This window comes from Saccharopolyspora aridisoli, from assembly GCF_004348445.1.
GTDB classification, from domain to species: Bacteria; Actinomycetota; Actinomycetes; order Mycobacteriales; family Pseudonocardiaceae; genus Saccharopolyspora; species Saccharopolyspora aridisoli.
Genome location: NZ_SMKV01000020.1, coordinates 18,650 through 33,451, shown reverse-complemented (window position 1 = coordinate 33,451; position 14,802 = coordinate 18,650). Strand labels below are relative to the sequence as shown.

The 14,802-nt window shown below is 66.1% G+C and carries 24 protein-coding genes; all 24 read right to left on the bottom strand.

Going from position 1 to position 14,802, the window contains the following annotated elements:
* Position 1: 1 nt before the first annotated feature.
* A complete protein-coding gene (gene rpmD / locus E1161_RS16975; protein ID WP_132624388.1) occupies positions 2-184 on the bottom strand; it encodes a 50S ribosomal protein L30 in 183 nt (60 codons plus the stop codon).
* 5 nt (positions 185-189) lie between these two features.
* Positions 190-804 carry a 30S ribosomal protein S5 gene (rpsE, locus tag E1161_RS16970; RefSeq protein WP_132624386.1) on the bottom strand — a complete coding sequence of 205 codons (615 nt, stop codon included), beginning with the start codon at positions 802-804 and terminating at the stop codon, positions 190-192.
* 35 nt (positions 805-839) lie between these two features.
* Positions 840-1,238, bottom strand: coding sequence for a 50S ribosomal protein L18 (gene rplR, locus E1161_RS16965; protein WP_165939829.1), 399 nt, complete (start codon positions 1,236-1,238; stop codon positions 840-842).
* Positions 1,239-1,240: 2 nt separating this feature from the next.
* The gene (gene rplF / locus E1161_RS16960; RefSeq protein ID WP_132624382.1) at positions 1,241-1,780 is read right to left on the bottom strand and encodes a 50S ribosomal protein L6; all 540 of its coding nucleotides are present in this window, start codon (positions 1,778-1,780) and stop codon (positions 1,241-1,243) included.
* A 16-nt stretch (positions 1,781-1,796) separates the two neighbouring features.
* Positions 1,797-2,195 carry a 30S ribosomal protein S8 gene (rpsH, locus tag E1161_RS16955; RefSeq protein WP_132624380.1) on the bottom strand — a complete coding sequence of 133 codons (399 nt, stop codon included), beginning with the start codon at positions 2,193-2,195 and terminating at the stop codon, positions 1,797-1,799.
* Between the two features lie 243 nt (positions 2,196-2,438).
* Positions 2,439-2,624, bottom strand: coding sequence for a type Z 30S ribosomal protein S14 (locus E1161_RS16950; protein WP_132624378.1), 186 nt, complete (start codon positions 2,622-2,624; stop codon positions 2,439-2,441).
* A gap of 3 nt (positions 2,625-2,627) precedes the next feature.
* Positions 2,628-3,191, bottom strand: a complete 564-nt coding sequence (gene rplE / locus E1161_RS16945) for a 50S ribosomal protein L5 (protein ID WP_132624376.1) — start codon at positions 3,189-3,191, stop codon at positions 2,628-2,630.
* A 2-nt stretch (positions 3,192-3,193) separates the two neighbouring features.
* Complete coding sequence (rplX, locus tag E1161_RS16940; protein WP_132624374.1) at positions 3,194-3,508, bottom strand: 50S ribosomal protein L24; 315 nt, start codon at positions 3,506-3,508, stop codon at positions 3,194-3,196.
* A gap of 2 nt (positions 3,509-3,510) precedes the next feature.
* A complete protein-coding gene (gene rplN, locus E1161_RS16935) occupies positions 3,511-3,879 on the bottom strand; it encodes a 50S ribosomal protein L14 (RefSeq protein WP_132624372.1) in 369 nt (122 codons plus the stop codon).
* A gap of 148 nt (positions 3,880-4,027) precedes the next feature.
* A complete protein-coding gene (gene rpsQ / locus E1161_RS16930; RefSeq protein ID WP_132624370.1) occupies positions 4,028-4,303 on the bottom strand; it encodes a 30S ribosomal protein S17 in 276 nt (91 codons plus the stop codon).
* Positions 4,300-4,542, bottom strand: coding sequence for a 50S ribosomal protein L29 (gene rpmC, locus E1161_RS16925; RefSeq protein WP_132624368.1), 243 nt, complete (start codon positions 4,540-4,542; stop codon positions 4,300-4,302). The genes rpsQ and rpmC overlap by 4 nt, the downstream gene beginning before the upstream one ends.
* Positions 4,542-4,961, bottom strand: a complete 420-nt coding sequence (gene rplP / locus E1161_RS16920) for a 50S ribosomal protein L16 (RefSeq protein ID WP_132624366.1) — start codon at positions 4,959-4,961, stop codon at positions 4,542-4,544. The genes rpmC and rplP overlap by 1 nt, the downstream gene beginning before the upstream one ends.
* A gap of 3 nt (positions 4,962-4,964) precedes the next feature.
* Complete coding sequence (rpsC, locus tag E1161_RS16915) at positions 4,965-5,813, bottom strand: 30S ribosomal protein S3 (RefSeq protein ID WP_132624364.1); 849 nt, start codon at positions 5,811-5,813, stop codon at positions 4,965-4,967.
* Positions 5,813-6,226 (bottom strand): 50S ribosomal protein L22, encoded by a 414-nt coding sequence (rplV, locus tag E1161_RS16910; RefSeq protein WP_132624362.1) that lies wholly within the window; start codon positions 6,224-6,226, stop codon positions 5,813-5,815. Before rplV ends, rpsC begins: the two co-directional genes overlap by 1 nt.
* A 42-nt stretch (positions 6,227-6,268) precedes the next feature.
* Positions 6,269-6,550, bottom strand: a complete 282-nt coding sequence (rpsS, locus tag E1161_RS16905; protein ID WP_093414191.1) for a 30S ribosomal protein S19 — start codon at positions 6,548-6,550, stop codon at positions 6,269-6,271.
* A gap of 18 nt (positions 6,551-6,568) precedes the next feature.
* On the bottom strand, positions 6,569-7,402 hold the full coding sequence (gene rplB / locus E1161_RS16900; protein WP_132624360.1) for a 50S ribosomal protein L2: 834 nt from the start codon (positions 7,400-7,402) through the stop codon (positions 6,569-6,571).
* 31 nt (positions 7,403-7,433) lie between these two features.
* Positions 7,434-7,733: a 50S ribosomal protein L23 gene (gene rplW, locus E1161_RS16895; RefSeq protein ID WP_093414194.1), complete on the bottom strand. Its 300-nt coding sequence runs from the start codon at positions 7,731-7,733 to the stop codon at positions 7,434-7,436.
* Complete coding sequence (rplD, locus tag E1161_RS16890; RefSeq protein WP_132624358.1) at positions 7,730-8,413, bottom strand: 50S ribosomal protein L4; 684 nt, start codon at positions 8,411-8,413, stop codon at positions 7,730-7,732. The genes rplW and rplD overlap by 4 nt, the downstream gene beginning before the upstream one ends.
* Complete coding sequence (rplC, locus tag E1161_RS16885; protein WP_132624356.1) at positions 8,413-9,063, bottom strand: 50S ribosomal protein L3; 651 nt, start codon at positions 9,061-9,063, stop codon at positions 8,413-8,415. Before rplC ends, rplD begins: the two co-directional genes overlap by 1 nt.
* 35 nt (positions 9,064-9,098) lie before the next feature.
* The gene (gene rpsJ, locus E1161_RS16880) at positions 9,099-9,404 is read right to left on the bottom strand and encodes a 30S ribosomal protein S10 (protein WP_009948626.1); all 306 of its coding nucleotides are present in this window, start codon (positions 9,402-9,404) and stop codon (positions 9,099-9,101) included.
* Between the two features lie 545 nt (positions 9,405-9,949).
* Positions 9,950-11,143 carry an elongation factor Tu gene (gene tuf, locus E1161_RS16875; RefSeq protein WP_132624354.1) on the bottom strand — a complete coding sequence of 398 codons (1,194 nt, stop codon included), beginning with the start codon at positions 11,141-11,143 and terminating at the stop codon, positions 9,950-9,952.
* Positions 11,144-11,343: 200 nt separating this feature from the next.
* Entirely contained in the window at positions 11,344-13,446 is a 2,103-nt protein-coding gene (gene fusA / locus E1161_RS16870; RefSeq protein ID WP_132624352.1) for an elongation factor G, read from the bottom strand.
* A gap of 96 nt (positions 13,447-13,542) precedes the next feature.
* Positions 13,543-14,013 carry a 30S ribosomal protein S7 gene (gene rpsG / locus E1161_RS16865; RefSeq protein ID WP_093414201.1) on the bottom strand — a complete coding sequence of 157 codons (471 nt, stop codon included), beginning with the start codon at positions 14,011-14,013 and terminating at the stop codon, positions 13,543-13,545.
* Positions 14,013-14,387 (bottom strand): 30S ribosomal protein S12, encoded by a 375-nt coding sequence (gene rpsL / locus E1161_RS16860; RefSeq protein ID WP_009948619.1) that lies wholly within the window; start codon positions 14,385-14,387, stop codon positions 14,013-14,015. Before rpsL ends, rpsG begins: the two co-directional genes overlap by 1 nt.
* Between the last annotated feature and the right edge of the window lie 415 nt (positions 14,388-14,802).

Below are 14,802 nucleotides of genomic sequence, written 5' to 3'. Positions count from 1 at the left end.
GTCAGTCGACCTCCTCGACCGTCACCAGGTGACGGACGGCATTGACCATGCCGCGCACGTTCGAGTCGTCCGGGCGAACCACGGACTGACGGATCTTGCGCAGGCCGAGGCTGCGCATGGTGTCGCGCTGGTTCTGCTTCGAGCCGACCAGCCCGCGCACCTGAGTGATCTTGAGCTGTGCCATGACGATCAGACCCCCGTCCCGGCGGCACGCGCACGCATGATGAACGCCGGAGCGACATCTTCCAGCGGCAGGCCACGGCGAGCCGCGACCTCCTCCGGACGCTGCAGCTGCCTGAGGGCGTCCACCGTGGCGTGCACGATGTTGATCGGGTTGTCCGAGCCCAGCGACTTGCTCAGCACGTCGTGGACACCGGCGCACTCCAGCACCGCGCGCACCGGACCACCGGCGATGACACCGGTACCGGCGCTGGCCGGACGCAGCAGCACGACGCCGGCGGCGTCCTCACCCTGCACCGGGTGCGTGATGGTGCCGCCCAGGCGCGGGACGCGGAAGAAGTTCTTCTTCGCCTCCTCGACGCCCTTGGCGATGGCCGCGGGAACTTCCTTGGCCTTGCCGTAGCCGACACCGACCATGCCGTCGCCGTCGCCGACGACGACCAGCGCGGTGAAGCTGAAGCGCCGACCACCCTTGACGACCTTCGCGACGCGGTTGATGGTCACGACACGTTCGAACTGCGGGGTCTTCTCTTGGGCCGCCCCGCCACGGCCGCCGTCGCGGCGGTCCCGGCGGTCCTTGCCGCCGGACTCCCCGCCGCCTTCACGCCGAGTGCGTCCAGGCATCAGGCGTCCCTTCCAGTCTCGTTCTTACGCACTTGTCAGAACTCCAGTCCGCCGTCACGGGCGGCGTCGGCCAGAGCGGCCACGCGACCGTGGTAGGCGTTGCCGCCGCGGTCGAACACGACCTTCTCGACACCGGCGTCCTTGGCACGGGCGGCGACGAGCTCGCCGACCTTGGTGGCCATGGCCTTCTTGTCACCCTCGAAGCCGCGGAGCTCGGACTCCAGGCTCGTGGCCGACGCAACGGTGTGGCCCTTGGTGTCGTCGATGACCTGCGCGGTGATGTTGCGCAGCGACCGGGTGACGACCAGACGCGGGCGCTCGGCGGTGCCCAGGATCTTCTTCCGGAGGCGCGTGTGACGCTTGGCGCGGGCGAGCCGACGCTTGGTCGAGATGTCCTTGCCAACCGGCTTGCGCTTGGTAGCTGTCTCGCTCATGGTCACTTACCCGTCTTTCCGACCTTGCGGCGGATGGTCTCACCCGCGTACCGGACACCCTTGCCCTTGTACGGGTCGGGCTTGCGCAGCTTGCGGATACGAGCCGCGATCTCGCCGACCAGCTGCTTGTCGATGCCCTTGACCGAGAGCTTGGTCGGGCCGTCGACCGCGAACTGGATGCCGTCCGGCGGCTCGATCACGATGGTGTGGCTGTAGCCGAGGGAGAACTCGAGGTTCGATCCCTTCTGCAGCACTCGGTAACCGACGCCCATGATCTCCAGGTCCTTCTGGTATCCCTGACTGACGCCGATCACCATGTTGTTCACGAGAGTGCGGGTCAGCCCGTGCAGCGACCGGCTCTCCCGCTCGTCGTTGGGGCGCTTGACCAGCACCGCGCCGTCCTCGTCCTTCTCGACGACGATCGGCTCGCGGACCTGGTGAGCAAGCTCGCCCTTGGGGCCCTTCACGGTCACCGCCTGGCCGTCGATGTTCACCTCGACGCCGGAGGGGACGGTGATCGGCAGCTTTCCGATGCGCGACATAGCCGCTCCTCCTCCCTTACCAGACGTAGGCGAGGACTTCCCCGCCCACGCCCTTCTTCATGGCTTGCCGGTCGGTCACGAGACCGCCGGAGGTCGAGATGATGGCGACGCCCAGACCACCGAGAACCTTGGGCAGGTTCGTGGACTTGGCGTAGACCCGCAGACCGGGCTTGGAGACCCGGCGCAGGCCCGCGATGCTCCGCTCGCGGTTCGGGCCGTACTTCAGCTCGACGACGAGGTTCTTGTGAGTCTCCCCGTCCTCGACGCGGGAGCCGGCGACGTAGCCCTCCCGCTTGAGGATCTCGGCGATGTTCGCCTTCAGCTTGGAGTGCGGCATCACGACCTCGTCGTGGTATGCCGAGTTTCCGTTGCGCAGACGCGTCAGCATGTCTGCGATCGGATCGGTCATCGTCATGACCTGCTCAACCTTTCTCGTCTGGTTCCGATGAGCCCGGACCACGACCCACCCGGAGGGTGAGCGTCTGGACTCTGGCCTGGACGAAGTTCGGGGTCTCCCGCCACGGTGACGGGGCCCTGTTCAGTCGTGCGCAAGCACGGCTCGCGTGCGGAGCGTGGGCATCAGCCCTGGTAGCGCCTGCTTCAGGGTAAGGGTCGCCGGATCAGACCGGGCAACCGGGACCCCGAAGCAGGCGAGTGCTCACCAGGAAGACTTGCTCACGCCGGGCAGCTCGCCCGCGTGCGCCATCTCGCGGAAGCAAACGCGGCACAGGCCGAACTTGCGGAACACGGAGCGCGGACGCCCGCACTTCTGGCAGCGGGTGTAGCCGCGAACCTTGAACTTCGGCTTCTGGGCCGCCTTGATGACCAGCGCCTTCTTCGCCATCGCTCAGTTCTCCTTGAACGGGAAGCCCAGGTGCTTCAGCAGCGCCCGGCCCTCGACATCGTTGGTGGCAGTGGTAACGACGGTGATGTCCATACCCCGCGGGCGGTCGATGCTGTCCGGGTTGATCTCGTGGAACATCGACTGCTCGTTGAGGCCGAACGTGTAGTTGCCCCTGCCGTCGAACTGCTTCGGCGAGAGACCGCGGAAGTCACGGATTCGCGGCAGCGCGATGGTGACCAGGCGGTCCAGGAACTCCCACATGCGGTCGCCGCGCAGGGTCACCCGCGCGCCGATCGGCTGACCCTCGCGCAGCTTGAACTGCGCGATGGACTTGCGGGCCCGACGGATCTCGGGCTTCTGGCCGGTGATGGAGGTGAGGTCGCGAACCGCGCCCTCGATCAGCTTGCTGTCCCGCGCGGCGTCGCCAACACCCATGTTGACCACGACCTTGACCGCGCCCGGCACCTGCATCACGTTGGAGTAGTTGAACTCCTCGTTCAGGGCCTGGCGGATCTCCTCGCGGTACCGGGTCTTGAGCCGGGGGACGATCTTCTCAGCAGTAGTCATGATCAGATGTCCTTACCGTTGCGGCGCGAGACGCGAACCTTCTTGCCGTCCTCGTCGATGCGGTGACCGACGCGGGTCGGCTTGCCGTCCGAGTCCACGACCATCACGTTGCTCACGTGGATCGGGGCTTCCTGGGTGACGATGCCGCCGGACTGCGCGCCACGCTCGGTCCGGGAGACCTTGGTGTGCTTCTTGATCCGGTTGACGCCCTCGACCAGGACCCGCTGATCCGCCGGCATGGCCTGGATGACCTTGCCCTTGGCGCCCTTGTCCTTACCGGAGATGACGACGACCGTGTCGCCCTTCTTGATCTTCATGATCACAACACCTCCGGCGCGAGCGAGATGATCTTCATGAACTTCTTGTCGCGCAGCTCTCGGGCCACCGGCCCGAAGATGCGGGTGCCTCGCGGCTCGCCACCCGGCTTCACCAGGACGGCGGCGTTCTCGTCGAACCGGATGTACGAACCATCCGCGCGACGCTTCTCCTTCTTCTGGCGGACGATGACGGCCTTGACCACATCGCCCTTCTTGATTCCGGCACCGGGGATGGCTTCCTTGACGGTCGCCACGATGATGTCCCCGAGGCCCGCGTAGCGCCGACCCGACCCACCGAGGACACGGATCGTGAGGATCTCCTTGGCCCCGGTGTTGTCGGCGACGCGAAGTCGCGACTCCTGCTGGATCACGTATGACTCCTGACCCTAAGTGCCCGAACCTCATGTCCGGACACACTCTGGCGTGCCAAATTGCCGACCTGACACGCGCGGTCAACTACCACGAGCGAAACGGCCGGCCGCTGATCTTGCCGGCGACCGGCCGGTTCACTGGTGTTCGTTACTTGGCCTTCTCGACGACCTCGACCAGTCGCCAGCGCTTGCTGGCCGACAGCGGCCGGGTCTCCATCAGCAGCACCCGGTCACCGACGCCGGCCGAGTTGGCCTCGTCGTGCGCCTTGACCTTGGTGGTCTGACGCATGACCTTGCCGTAGAGGGCGTGCTTCTTGCGGTCTTCCAGGGAGACCACGATCGTCTTGTCCATCTTGTCCGAGACGACGTAGCCCTCGCGCACCTTGCGGCTGTTGCGCTCCACGCCCTGTCCTTTCTCACTCATGCCGCGCCCTCCTCAGCGCCTTCGGGGTTAACCGTCAGGCCCAGTTCGCGCTCGCGCATGATGGTGTAGATCCGGGCGATGTCCTGTCGGACGACGCGCAGCCGCCGGTTGTTCTGCAGCTGACCGGTGGCCATCTGGAACCGGAGGTTGAACAGCTCTTCCTTCGATTCCTTCAGCCGCTGCACGAGCTCCTCGTTGTCCAGCTCGCGGAGCTCGGATGCGGTGACACCCGCTGCCATCAGAAGTCACCACCCTCGCGGGACACGATCTTGCACTTCATCGGGAGCTTGTGCGCCGCACGAGTCAACGCCTCGACCGCCGTCTTCTCGTTCGGGAAGGTCAGCTCGAACATGATGCGTCCGGGCTTGACGTTGGCGACCCAGGACTCCGGCGAACCCTTACCGGAACCCTGACGGGTTTCGGCCGGCTTCTTGGTCAGCGGGCGGTCCGGGAAGATGTTGATCCACACCTTGCCGCCACGCTTGACGTGCCGGGTGATCGCGATACGCGCCGACTCGATCTGCCGGTTGGTCACGTAGCCGTGCTCGATCGCCTGAATGCCGTACTCGCCGAAACTGATCCGGGTGCCACCCTTGGCGAAGCCCTTACGCTTCGGCGCGTGGCTCTTGCGCCACTTCACCCTGCGTGGGACGAGCACGTCTCAGCCCTCCGTCTTCTCTTCAGCCGGCGCAGCCTGCGGCTGCTCGCCCTCCGCGGCCTTGGTCTCGGCCTTGGCGGACTTGTCAGCTGCACCGCGCTCACCGCGATCCGCACCGCCACGACGACGGCCACCGCGGTCACCGCGGCCACCACGCTCGTTGCGGTCGTTGCCACCGCCGCGCGGCGGACGGACCTCGGACTCCTGCTGCTTCTGCTTCAGGCCACCGACCAGCTCGCCCTTGTAGATCCACACCTTGACGCCGATGCGCCCGAAGGTGGTGCGGGCCTCGAAGAAGCCGTAGTCGATGTCCGCGCGCAGCGTGTGCAGCGGGACGCGACCCTCGCGGTAGAACTCCGAGCGCGACATCTCCGCGCCACCCAGACGTCCGCCGCACTGCACCCGGATGCCCTTGACCTGCGACGAGCGCATGGCCGACTGAATGGCCTTGCGCATCGCGCGCCGGAAGGACACGCGGTTGGACAGCTGCTCGGCCACACCCTGTGCGACGAGCTGGGCGTCCGCCTCGGGGTTCTTGACCTCGAGGATGTTGAGCTGGACCTGCTTGCCGGTCAACTTCTCCAGCGCACCGCGGATGCGGTCCGCCTCGGCACCGCGGCGGCCGATGACGATGCCCGGCCGGGCGGTGTGGATGTCCACGCGGACGCGCTCACGGGTGCGCTCGATCTCCACCTTCGAGATCCCAGCGCGCTCCATCCCGCGAGACAGCTGCCGGCGGATCTTGACGTCTTCCGCGACGTACTCCGAGTACTGCTTGTCGGCGTACCAGCGAGACTTCCAGTCCGTGGTGATGCCGAGTCGGAAGCCGTGCGGGTTGATCTTCTGACCCACTACCGGGCACTCCCCTTCTGGCTCTTTCGGGACTTGGTCACCGCGGGCCGAGATTCGACCTCGACCGTGATGTGGCTGGTCCGCTTCCGGATCCGGTACGCACGACCCTGCGCGCGCGGCCGGAACCGCTTCAACGTCGGACCCTCGTCCACGTACGCGTGGTTCACGACCAGCGTCTCGGGATCGAGGGAAAGGTTGTTCTCCGCGTTGGCGATCGCACTGGCGAGCACCTTCGACACCGGACCGCTGGCGGTCTGCGGCGCGAACTGAAGCACAGCCAGGGCATCGCTGGCGCTCCGGCCCTTGATGAGCTCGACCACGCGCCGCGCCTTCATCGGCGACACGCGGACGAACCGGGCCCGCGCCACTGCCCGCGGGGCTTCCGCGGCAGTGGAGTCGGAACGGGCTGTCATCCTGCTACCCCTTGCTCTTACTCGTTCGTGTCACAGACCCGCTCAGCGGCGGCGCGACTTCCGGTCATCCTTGACGTGGCCCTTGAAAGTGCGGGTCGGGGCGAATTCGCCCAGCTTGTGCCCCACCATCGCCTCGGTGACGAACACCGGGACGTGCTTGCGACCGTCGTGCACCGCGAAGGTGTGGCCCAGCATGTCCGGGATGATCGTCGACCGACGGGACCAGGTCTTGATCACGGTCTTCTTGCCCGACTCGTTAAGCGCGTCCACCTTCTTGAGCAGGTGGTCGTCCACGAACGGGCCCTTCTTCAGGCTGCGTGGCATGTTTGCTTACCTCCCTGCTCAGCGCTTCTTGCCGGTACGCCGGCGGCGGACGATGAGCTTGTCACTCGGCTTGCGGAGACGGGTACGACCCTCCGGCTTACCGTTCGGGTTGACCGGGTGGCGACCACCGGAGGTCTTGCCCTCACCACCACCGTGCGGGTGGTCCACCGGGTTCATGACGACACCGCGGACGGTCGGGCGCTTGCCCTTCCACCGCATGCGGCCGGCCTTGCCCCAGTTGATGTTGGCGTGCTCCGAGTTGCCGACCTCGCCGACGGTGGCACGGCAGCGCGCGTCCACGTTGCGGATTTCACCCGAAGGCATCCGCAGCTGGGCGTACGGGCCGTCCTTGGCCACCAGCTGCACCCGGGCACCGGCCGAGCGAGCGATCTTCGCGCCCTGACCGGGGCGGAGCTCGATCGCGTGGATCACGGTACCGGTGGGGATGTTGCGCAGCGGCAGGTTGTTACCCGGCTTGATGTCGGCCCGAGCGCCGCTCTCGACCGGGTCGCCCTGCTTCACACCGTTCGGCGCGATGATGTATCGCTTCTCGCCGTCGGCGTAGTGCAGGAGCGCGATCCGAGCGCTGCGGTTCGGGTCGTACTCGATGTGCGCGACCTTGGCCGGCACACCGTCCTTGTCGTTGCGGCGGAAGTCGATCAAGCGGTAGGCCCGCTTGTGACCGCCACCCTTGTGCCGCGTGGTGATCTTGCCCTGAGCGTTGCGGCCCGCCTTGCGGTTCAGCGGGACGATCAACGACTTCTCCGGCTCCGTCCGGGTGATCTCGGCGAAGTCGGACACGCTCGAGCCACGACGGCCAGGCGTCGTCGGCTTGTACTTGCGAATGCCCATTTCTAAAGCAACCTCGTCCTAATCAGCACCGTCAGGCGGCCGGACCGCCGAAGATCTCGATCGCCTTGCTCTCCGGCGTCAGGGTGACGATGGCCCGCTTGGTGTCCTTGCGCTTGCCGAACCCGGTGCGGGTGCGCTTGCGCTTGCCGTTGCGGTTGATCGTGTTGACGCTGGCGACCTTGACGTCGAAGATCTGCTCGATGGCGATCTTGATTTCGGTCTTGTTCGAGCGCGGGTCCACCAAGAAGGTGTACTGCGACTGCTCCAGCAGTCCGTAGCTCTTCTCGGAGATCACCGGCTTGAGGATGATGTCCCGGGGGTCGGCGCTCACTGCTCTGCCTCCTCAGCGGAAGAAGCGGCGGCCTTGACCGACCGGCCCTTGGCCGGACCTGCGACGAAACGGTCGTAGGCGGCCTTGGTGAACACAACGTCGTCGCTGTTGAGCACGTCGTAAGTGTTCAGCTGACCCGGGTCGATCAGGTGCACGTTCTGCAGGTTCCGCAGGCTCAGCCACGAGTTCTGCTCTTCGTGGCGGTCGAGCACGACCAGAACCTTCTTGGCTTCGGTCCAGTTCCGCAGCGCGGTCTTGGCCGACTTGGTGGACGGCTGCTCGCCGCCGACAACGCCGGTGACCACGTGCAGCTGGCCGGCGCGAACCCGGTCGGAGAGGGCACCGCGCAGGGCGGCCTTCACCATCTTCTTCGGGGTCCGCTGGGTGTAATCCCGCGGCTGCGGGCCGTGGACGGTGCCACCGCCGGCGAACTGAGGGGCGCGGATGGAGCCCTGACGGGCGTTACCGGTGCCCTTCTGCCGGTACGGCTTCTTGCCGCCGCCGGAGACCTGACCGCGGGTCTTGGTGGCGTGCGTGCCCTGGCGAGCCGCGGCCAGCTGGGCCACGACGACCTGGTGCATCAGTGCCACGTTGGCCTGCGCGTCGAAAATCTCGGCCGGCAGCTCAACGGTGCCGTCGGTCTTGCCGTCCGGGGTACGGACGTCGAGCGTCAAGCTCATCACGCACCACCCTTCGCGGGGCTCTTAACCAGCACCAGGCCGCCCTTGGGGCCGGGCACGGCGCCCTTGATCAGCAGCAGGCCGTTGTCGCCCTCGACCTTGTGCACCTTCAGGTTCTGCGTGGTGACGCGGTTGGTACCCATCCGCCCCGCCATCCGCATGCCCTTGAAGACGCGACCGGGGGTCGCGCAGCCGCCGATGGAACCCGGCTTGCGGTGCACCGCCTGAGCACCGTGGCTCATCGGCTGACGGTGGAACCCGTGCCGCTTGATGGTGCCCGCGAAGCCCTTGCCCTTGCTGGTGCCGACCACGTCGACCACCGCGCCTGCCTCGAAGAGGTCCGCGCTGATCTCCTGGCCGACCTCGTACTCGCCGGCATCCGCGGTGCGCAGCTCCACGACGTGGCGGCGCGGGGTGACACCGGCCTTGGTGAAGTGGCCGCCACGCGGCTTGTTCACCCGGCGGGGGTCGATGGCGCCGAACGCCAGCTGCACGGCGGCGTAGCCGTCCTTCTCGGGGGTCCGGATCTGGGTGATCACGTTCGGCCCGGCCTGCACGACGGTCACCGGGATGACCCGGTTCTGGTCGTCGAAGACCTGGGTCATGCCGAGCTTCGTGCCCAGAATCCCCTTGATCTGCCTGTCAGACATTGGTCTCGTTCTCTCCGCTACCTCGTCGCCGTGCCTTACTGGATGTTCACGTCGACGCTGGCCGGCAGGTCGATGCGCATCAACGCGTCGACCGTCTTCGGCGTCGGTTCGAGGATGTCGATGAGCCGCTTGTGCGTACGCATCTCGAAGTGCTCCCGCGAGTCCTTGTACTTGTGCGGGGAGCGGATGACGCAGTAGACGTTCTTCTCAGTGGGCAGCGGCACTGGCCCCACGACCCGAGCGCCGGTGCGCGTCACGGTCTCGACGATCTTGCGTGCGGACGCGTCGATCGCCTCGTGGTCGTAGGCCTTGAGCCGGATGCGGATCTTCTGTCCCGCCATGGTGGCTTGCCGTTCCTCTAGTCTCGTGCCGCGGTCAGGTACATGGGTGCAGGGCGCACCCATCGGTGCCCCTCACGGCCCTCAGCGTGGTGTCGTCCCCGATACCGGGAGCCGTCACAGCTCTCAGTCCGCCCCTGTTCAAGTGTGTAGGTGCCCGGTACACGCGGTCGGGCGTGTCGCCCAGCTGTCGCATACCGGTCCCCTCGAACGTCGCCGACGGGGTGGGCCCGAAAGCCCGTACACCTTCTTGTGCCCTGCTCGGCCGACCGAATGCGGCCGGGGGATCGGGCTCCGAAGGAGAACGGAGCCGAACACCGAACAAGGGCGCGAGGCCCTCGCACCAGGGCGGCCGGAGCTTCGTCACGACTACCAGGACCGATCACGCCGATCCGCGAGTCTGGAATTCCGGCCGCCCTGAACGAGCAACCCATACAGGATGGCACATCCTCTGCACCACCCGAAATCGGGGGTCGTTTTGCGGGACCGAAGTCACCGCAAAGCAAGAGAGGACCCGCTTCCCGTGAGGAAAGCGGGTCCTCGTCACGTCACTTGGTGATCTTGGTGACGCGACCGGCGCCGACGGTGCGGCCACCCTCGCGGATCGCGAAGCGCAGACCCTCGTCCATCGCGATGGGCTGGATCAGCTGGACCGACATCTCGGTGTTGTCGCCCGGCATGACCATCTCGGTGCCCTCGGGCAGGGTCACAACGCCGGTGACGTCCGTGGTCCGGAAGTAGAACTGCGGACGGTAGTTGTTGAAAAACGGCGTGTGACGGCCACCCTCGTCCTTGGACAGGATGTAGACCTGCGCCTCGAACTCGGTGTGCGGGGTGGTGGTGCCGGGCTTCACGACGACCATGCCGCGCTCGACCTCTTCGCGCTTGATACCGCGAATCAGCAGACCGACGTTGTCGCCCGCCTGGCCCTCGTCGAGGAGCTTGCGGAACATCTCGACACCGGTGACGGTGGTCTTGAGCGGCTTCTCCTTGATGCCGACCAGTTCCACCTCCTCGTTCACCTTGATGATGCCGCGCTCGATGCGGCCGGTGATGACGGTGCCGCGGCCGGTGATCGAGAAGACGTCCTCGACCGGCATCAGGAACGCCTTGTCGGTGTCACGCACCGGGTCCGGAACGTTCTCGTCGACGGCGGTCATCAGCTCGACGATCTTGTTGGCCCACTCTTCCTCGCCCTCCAGCGCCTTCAGCGCGGAGACGCGGACCACCGGCACGTCGTCGCCCGGGAATTCCTGGGACGACAGCAGCTCGCGGACCTCCATCTCGACGAGCTCGAGGATCTCCTCGTCGTCGACCATGTCGGACTTGTTCAGCGCGACAAGGATGTAGGGCACACCGACCTGGCGAGCCAGCAGCACGTGCTCGCGGGTCTGCGGCATCGGGCCGTCGGTCGCGGCGACCACCAGGATCGCGCCGTCCATCTGGGCGGCACCGGTGATCATGTTCTTCACGTAGTCAGCGTGACCCGGAGCGTCGACGTGAGCGTAGTGACGCTTCTCCGTCTGGTACTCCACGTGCGCGATCTGAATCGTGATACCGCGCTCTTTTTCCTCCGGCGCCTTGTCGATCTCGTCGAACGGCGTGAAGGGGTTCAGCTCCGGGTACTTGTCGTGCAGAACCTTGGTGATGGCTGCGGTGAGCGTGGTCTTGCCGTGGTCAACGTGACCGATGGTCCCGATGTTGACGTGCGGCTTGTCCCTCTCGAACTTCGCCTTCGCCACTGGATTGTCCTCCTGGACTTGTTAACTTTCCGCCGTACGACTTGTTGTGCCAGGCGGAGTCCTGTCGGGTAGGTGACGAGCGGATCGCTTCCGATGTGGTCGCGGCCCGCTCGCCGCCTTCTGGAGGGGATTGCTCCCCGGTCGCCTTCGCGAGGCGTCGCCTCTTGGCCGACCCCGGTCACCCGAGGCCGACCAGCGGGTCACTCGCCCGTTGCCTTGGCGATGATCTCCTTAGCCACACCGGCCGGAACCTCGGCGTAGGAGTCGAACACCATCGAGTAGTTGGCACGACCCTGGGTCTTGGACCGCAGGTCGCCGACGTACCCGAACATCTCGGACAGCGGCACGAGAGCCTTGACGACGCGGGTACCGCTGCGCTCCTCCATGGCCTGGATGTGGCCACGGCGTGAGTTCAGGTCTCCGATGACATCGCCCATGTAGTCCTCGGGCGTGGTCACCTCGACCGCCATCATCGGTTCGAGCAGCGCCGGAGACGCCTTGGCGGATGCCTCCTTGAGCGCCATCGAACCGGCGACCTTGAAGGCCATTTCCGACGAGTCGACCTCGTGGTACTGACCGTCGAGCAAGGTCACCTTCACGCCGACCAGCGGGTAGCCGGCCAGCACGCCGTACTGCATGGCGTCCTGCGCACCCTGATCGACCGACGGGATGTACTCCCGCGGGATCCGACCGCCGGTGACCTTGTTGTCGAACTCGTAGGTCGCGCTGTCGGACGTCTGCTCGATCGGGTCGAGCTTGATGATCACACGCGCGAACTGACCGGAACCACCGGTCTGCTTCTTGTGCGTGTACTCGTACTTCTCGATCGACTTGCGAATCGTCTCGCGGTAGGCCACCTGCGGCTTACCGATGTTCGCCTCGACCTTGAAGTCGCTCTTCATGCGGTTGACCAGCACCTCGAGGTGCAGCTCACCCATGCCCTTGATGATCGTCTGACCGGTCTCGTCGTCCAGCTTGACCTGGAACGTCGGGTCCTCCTCGGCGAGCTTCTGGATCGCCGTGGAGAGCTTCTCCTGGTCAGCCTTCGTCTTGGGCTCGATGGCCACCTCGATGACCGGCGCCGGGAACGTCATCGACTCGAGGACGATGGGGTTCGCGGAGTCGCACAGGGTGTCACCGGTGGTGGTCTCCTTGAGACCGATCACCGCGTAGATGTGACCCGCCTGGATCTCCTCGACCGGGTTCTCCTTGTTGGAGTGCATCTGGAACATCTTCCCGATGCGCTCCTTGCGGCCCTTGGTCGAGTTGATGACCTGGGCACCGGAGGCGACCTTGCCGGAGTACACCCGGATGTAGGTCAGCTTGCCGAAGAACGGGTGCACCGCGATCTTGGAGACCAGCGCGGCGAACGGCTCCTGGGTGCTCGGCTTGCGCTCCGCCGGGGTCTCACCGTCCGGCAGGGTGCCCTGCACGGCGGGGACGTCCAGGGGCGAGGGCAGGTAGTCGACGACCGCGTCGAGCATGGGCTGAACGCCCTTGTTCTTGAACGCGGTACCGCAGAGCACCGGGAACGCGCTGCGCTCGACGGTGATCTTGCGGATGCCTTCCTTGATCTGCTCCTGCGTCAGCTCTTCGCCGCTGAAGTAGGCCTCCATGAGGGCCTCATCGGTCTCAGCGACGGCCTCGACGAGCTTCTCCCGGTACTCGGCGGCCTTGTCGGCCAGATCCGCCGGGATCTCCTCGACCTCGTAGTCGGTGCCCTTGGACACCTCACCACGCCAGGTCAGAGCCTTCATCTGAACCAGGTCGACGACGCCCTCGAACTCGGACTCCACACCGATCGGGAGCTGCAGGACCAGCGGCGTGGCGTGCAGCCGGTCCTCGATGGTGCTCACGGTGTAGTAGAAGTCCGCGCCCAGCTTGTCCATCTTGTTGACGAAGCAGATCCGCGGGACGTCGTACTTGTCCGCCTGGCGCCAGACCTGCTCGGACTGGGGCTCGACACCTTCCTTGCCGTCGAACACCGCCACCGCGCCGTCGAGGACGCGCAGCGAGCGCTCGACCTCGACGGTGAAGTCGACGTGGCCCGGGGTGTCGATGATGTTGATCTGGTGGTCGCCCCAGAACGTGGTGGTAGCAGCCGAGGTGATGGTGATACCCCGCTTCTGCTCCTCCTCCATCCAGTCCATCTGAGAGGCACCGTCGTGCGTCTCGCCGAGCTTGTGCGTGATCCCGGTGTAGTACAGGACCCGCTCGGTGGTGGTGGTCTTGCCCGCATCGATGTGGGCCATGATGCCGATGTTGCGGACCTTGGTCAGGTCAGTCAGCACGTCGCGTGCCACGAGATTCTTCCCCGTTCCCTAACAGCAGGTGCAAGTCGCGGTGACAGGTGCAAAGCTGTCGAATCGGTTCGGCTGGCGGGCAAGACCCACCAGATGTCACCAGCGGTAGTGCGCGAAGGCCTTGTTGGACTCCGCCATCTTGTGAGTGTCTTCGCGCTTCTTGACGCTCGCGCCGAGGCCGTTGCTCGCGTCCAGCAGCTCGTTCATGAGGCGCTCGACCATGGTCTTCTCACGACGCTGCCGCGAGTAGGTGGTCAGCCAGCGCAGCGCGAGGGTGGTGGACCGACCGGCCCGCACCTCGATCGGCACCTGGTAGGTCGCGCCACCGACGCGGCGGCTGCGGACCTCCAGGGTCGGCTTGACGTTGTCCAGGGCACGCTTGAGCGTGACGACCGGGTCGGTGCCGGTCTTCTCCCGGCAGCCTTCCAGCGCCGCGTAGACGATCTTCTCGGCAAGCGAGCGCTTGCCGTCCACGAGGACCTTGTTCACCAGCTGCGTGACCAGCGGCGAGCCGTACACGGGATCAGCGTGCAGCGGCCGCTTCGGGGCCGGACCCTTGCGGGGCATCAGCTCTTCTCCTTCTTCGCGCCGTAGCGGCTGCGAGCCTGCTTGCGGTTCTTCACACCCTGGGTGTCAGCGGAACCGCGGATGATCTTGTAGCGCACGCCGGGCAGGTCCTTCACACGGCCGCCACGAACGAGCACGATCGAGTGCTCCTGCAGGTTGTGGCCCTCACCCGGGATGTAGGCCGTGACCTCGATGCCGCTGGTCAGCTTGACACGAGCGACCTTGCGCAGGGCCGAGTTGGGCTTCTTCGGGGTGGTCGTGTACACGCGGGTGCACACGCCACGCCGCTGCGGGCTCCCCTTGAGCGCCGCGGTCTTGGTCTTGGCGACCTTGTCCTGGCGGCCCTTACGGACCAGCTGCTGGATGGTGGGCATGGACCGGCTTTCTGTCAGCGTTCGCGTCTTTTAGGTACTCGACCAAGCAGCCGCTCGTTCGAGCTTCGGCGTGCCCTGGGCGTCGAGCACCTGTCAGGCACTGTGTTTCGGGACTCCCCCGCACACGAGGTCGGGCGTGTCGCCCGCTCCTCGGCCCTCACAGCGCCCGTTCCGGCCGAAACCGAGGTAGACCCCAGAGGGTTTTCGGAAGAGTTCCACACATCCTCGGCGCTGCCGCGGCCCTCCGCTCGGGCGGCCACGTCATGCACGGGCATGCGGATCGACCCGATTGGCGTCGGGTCCGATAAACAAAGATACCCGCCCCGTTCTCAGAGGGTCAAAACGGGGTCCCCTTGACCTGCTCGATCACCCGGCGCGGGCTCCGCGCCACAGATGAGGTGCGAGCTGTCATCGA

What these genes read in the sequence shown, in the direction of transcription:
- rpsE (WP_132624386.1), bottom strand. Translation starts at nt 804, where the DNA reads ATGCCTGGACGCACTCGGCGTGAAGGCGGCGGGGAGTCCGGCGGCAAG.
- rplB (WP_132624360.1), bottom strand. Translation starts at nt 7,402, where the DNA reads ATGGGCATTCGCAAGTACAAGCCGACGACGCCTGGCCGTCGTGGCTCG.
- rplD (WP_132624358.1), bottom strand. Translation starts at nt 8,413, where the DNA reads ATGAGCTTGACGCTCGACGTCCGTACCCCGGACGGCAAGACCGACGGC.
- rplE (WP_132624376.1), bottom strand. Translation starts at nt 3,191, where the DNA reads ATGACTACTGCTGAGAAGATCGTCCCCCGGCTCAAGACCCGGTACCGC.
- rplV (WP_132624362.1), bottom strand. Translation starts at nt 6,226, where the DNA reads ATGACAGCCCGTTCCGACTCCACTGCCGCGGAAGCCCCGCGGGCAGTG.
- E1161_RS16950 (WP_132624378.1), bottom strand. Translation starts at nt 2,624, where the DNA reads ATGGCGAAGAAGGCGCTGGTCATCAAGGCGGCCCAGAAGCCGAAGTTC.
- rplF (WP_132624382.1), bottom strand. Translation starts at nt 1,780, where the DNA reads ATGTCGCGCATCGGAAAGCTGCCGATCACCGTCCCCTCCGGCGTCGAG.
- rplR (WP_165939829.1), bottom strand. Translation starts at nt 1,238, where the DNA reads ATGAGCGAGACAGCTACCAAGCGCAAGCCGGTTGGCAAGGACATCTCG.
- rpsL (WP_009948619.1), bottom strand. Translation starts at nt 14,387, where the DNA reads ATGCCCACCATCCAGCAGCTGGTCCGTAAGGGCCGCCAGGACAAGGTC.
- rpsJ (WP_009948626.1), bottom strand. Translation starts at nt 9,404, where the DNA reads ATGGCGGGACAGAAGATCCGCATCCGGCTCAAGGCCTACGACCACGAG.
- rpmC (WP_132624368.1), bottom strand. Translation starts at nt 4,542, where the DNA reads ATGGCAGCGGGTGTCACCGCATCCGAGCTCCGCGAGCTGGACAACGAG.
- rplC (WP_132624356.1), bottom strand. Translation starts at nt 9,063, where the DNA reads ATGTCTGACAGGCAGATCAAGGGGATTCTGGGCACGAAGCTCGGCATG.
- rplX (WP_132624374.1), bottom strand. Translation starts at nt 3,508, where the DNA reads ATGAAGATCAAGAAGGGCGACACGGTCGTCGTCATCTCCGGTAAGGAC.
- rpsQ (WP_132624370.1), bottom strand. Translation starts at nt 4,303, where the DNA reads ATGAGTGAGAAAGGACAGGGCGTGGAGCGCAACAGCCGCAAGGTGCGC.
- rpsG (WP_093414201.1), bottom strand. Translation starts at nt 14,013, where the DNA reads ATGCCCCGCAAGGGTCCGGCCCCGAAGCGGCCGCTGCACGCTGATCCC.
- rpsH (WP_132624380.1), bottom strand. Translation starts at nt 2,195, where the DNA reads ATGACGATGACCGATCCGATCGCAGACATGCTGACGCGTCTGCGCAAC.
- rpmD (WP_132624388.1), bottom strand. Translation starts at nt 184, where the DNA reads ATGGCACAGCTCAAGATCACTCAGGTGCGCGGGCTGGTCGGCTCGAAG.
- rpsS (WP_093414191.1), bottom strand. Translation starts at nt 6,550, where the DNA reads ATGCCACGCAGCCTGAAGAAGGGCCCGTTCGTGGACGACCACCTGCTC.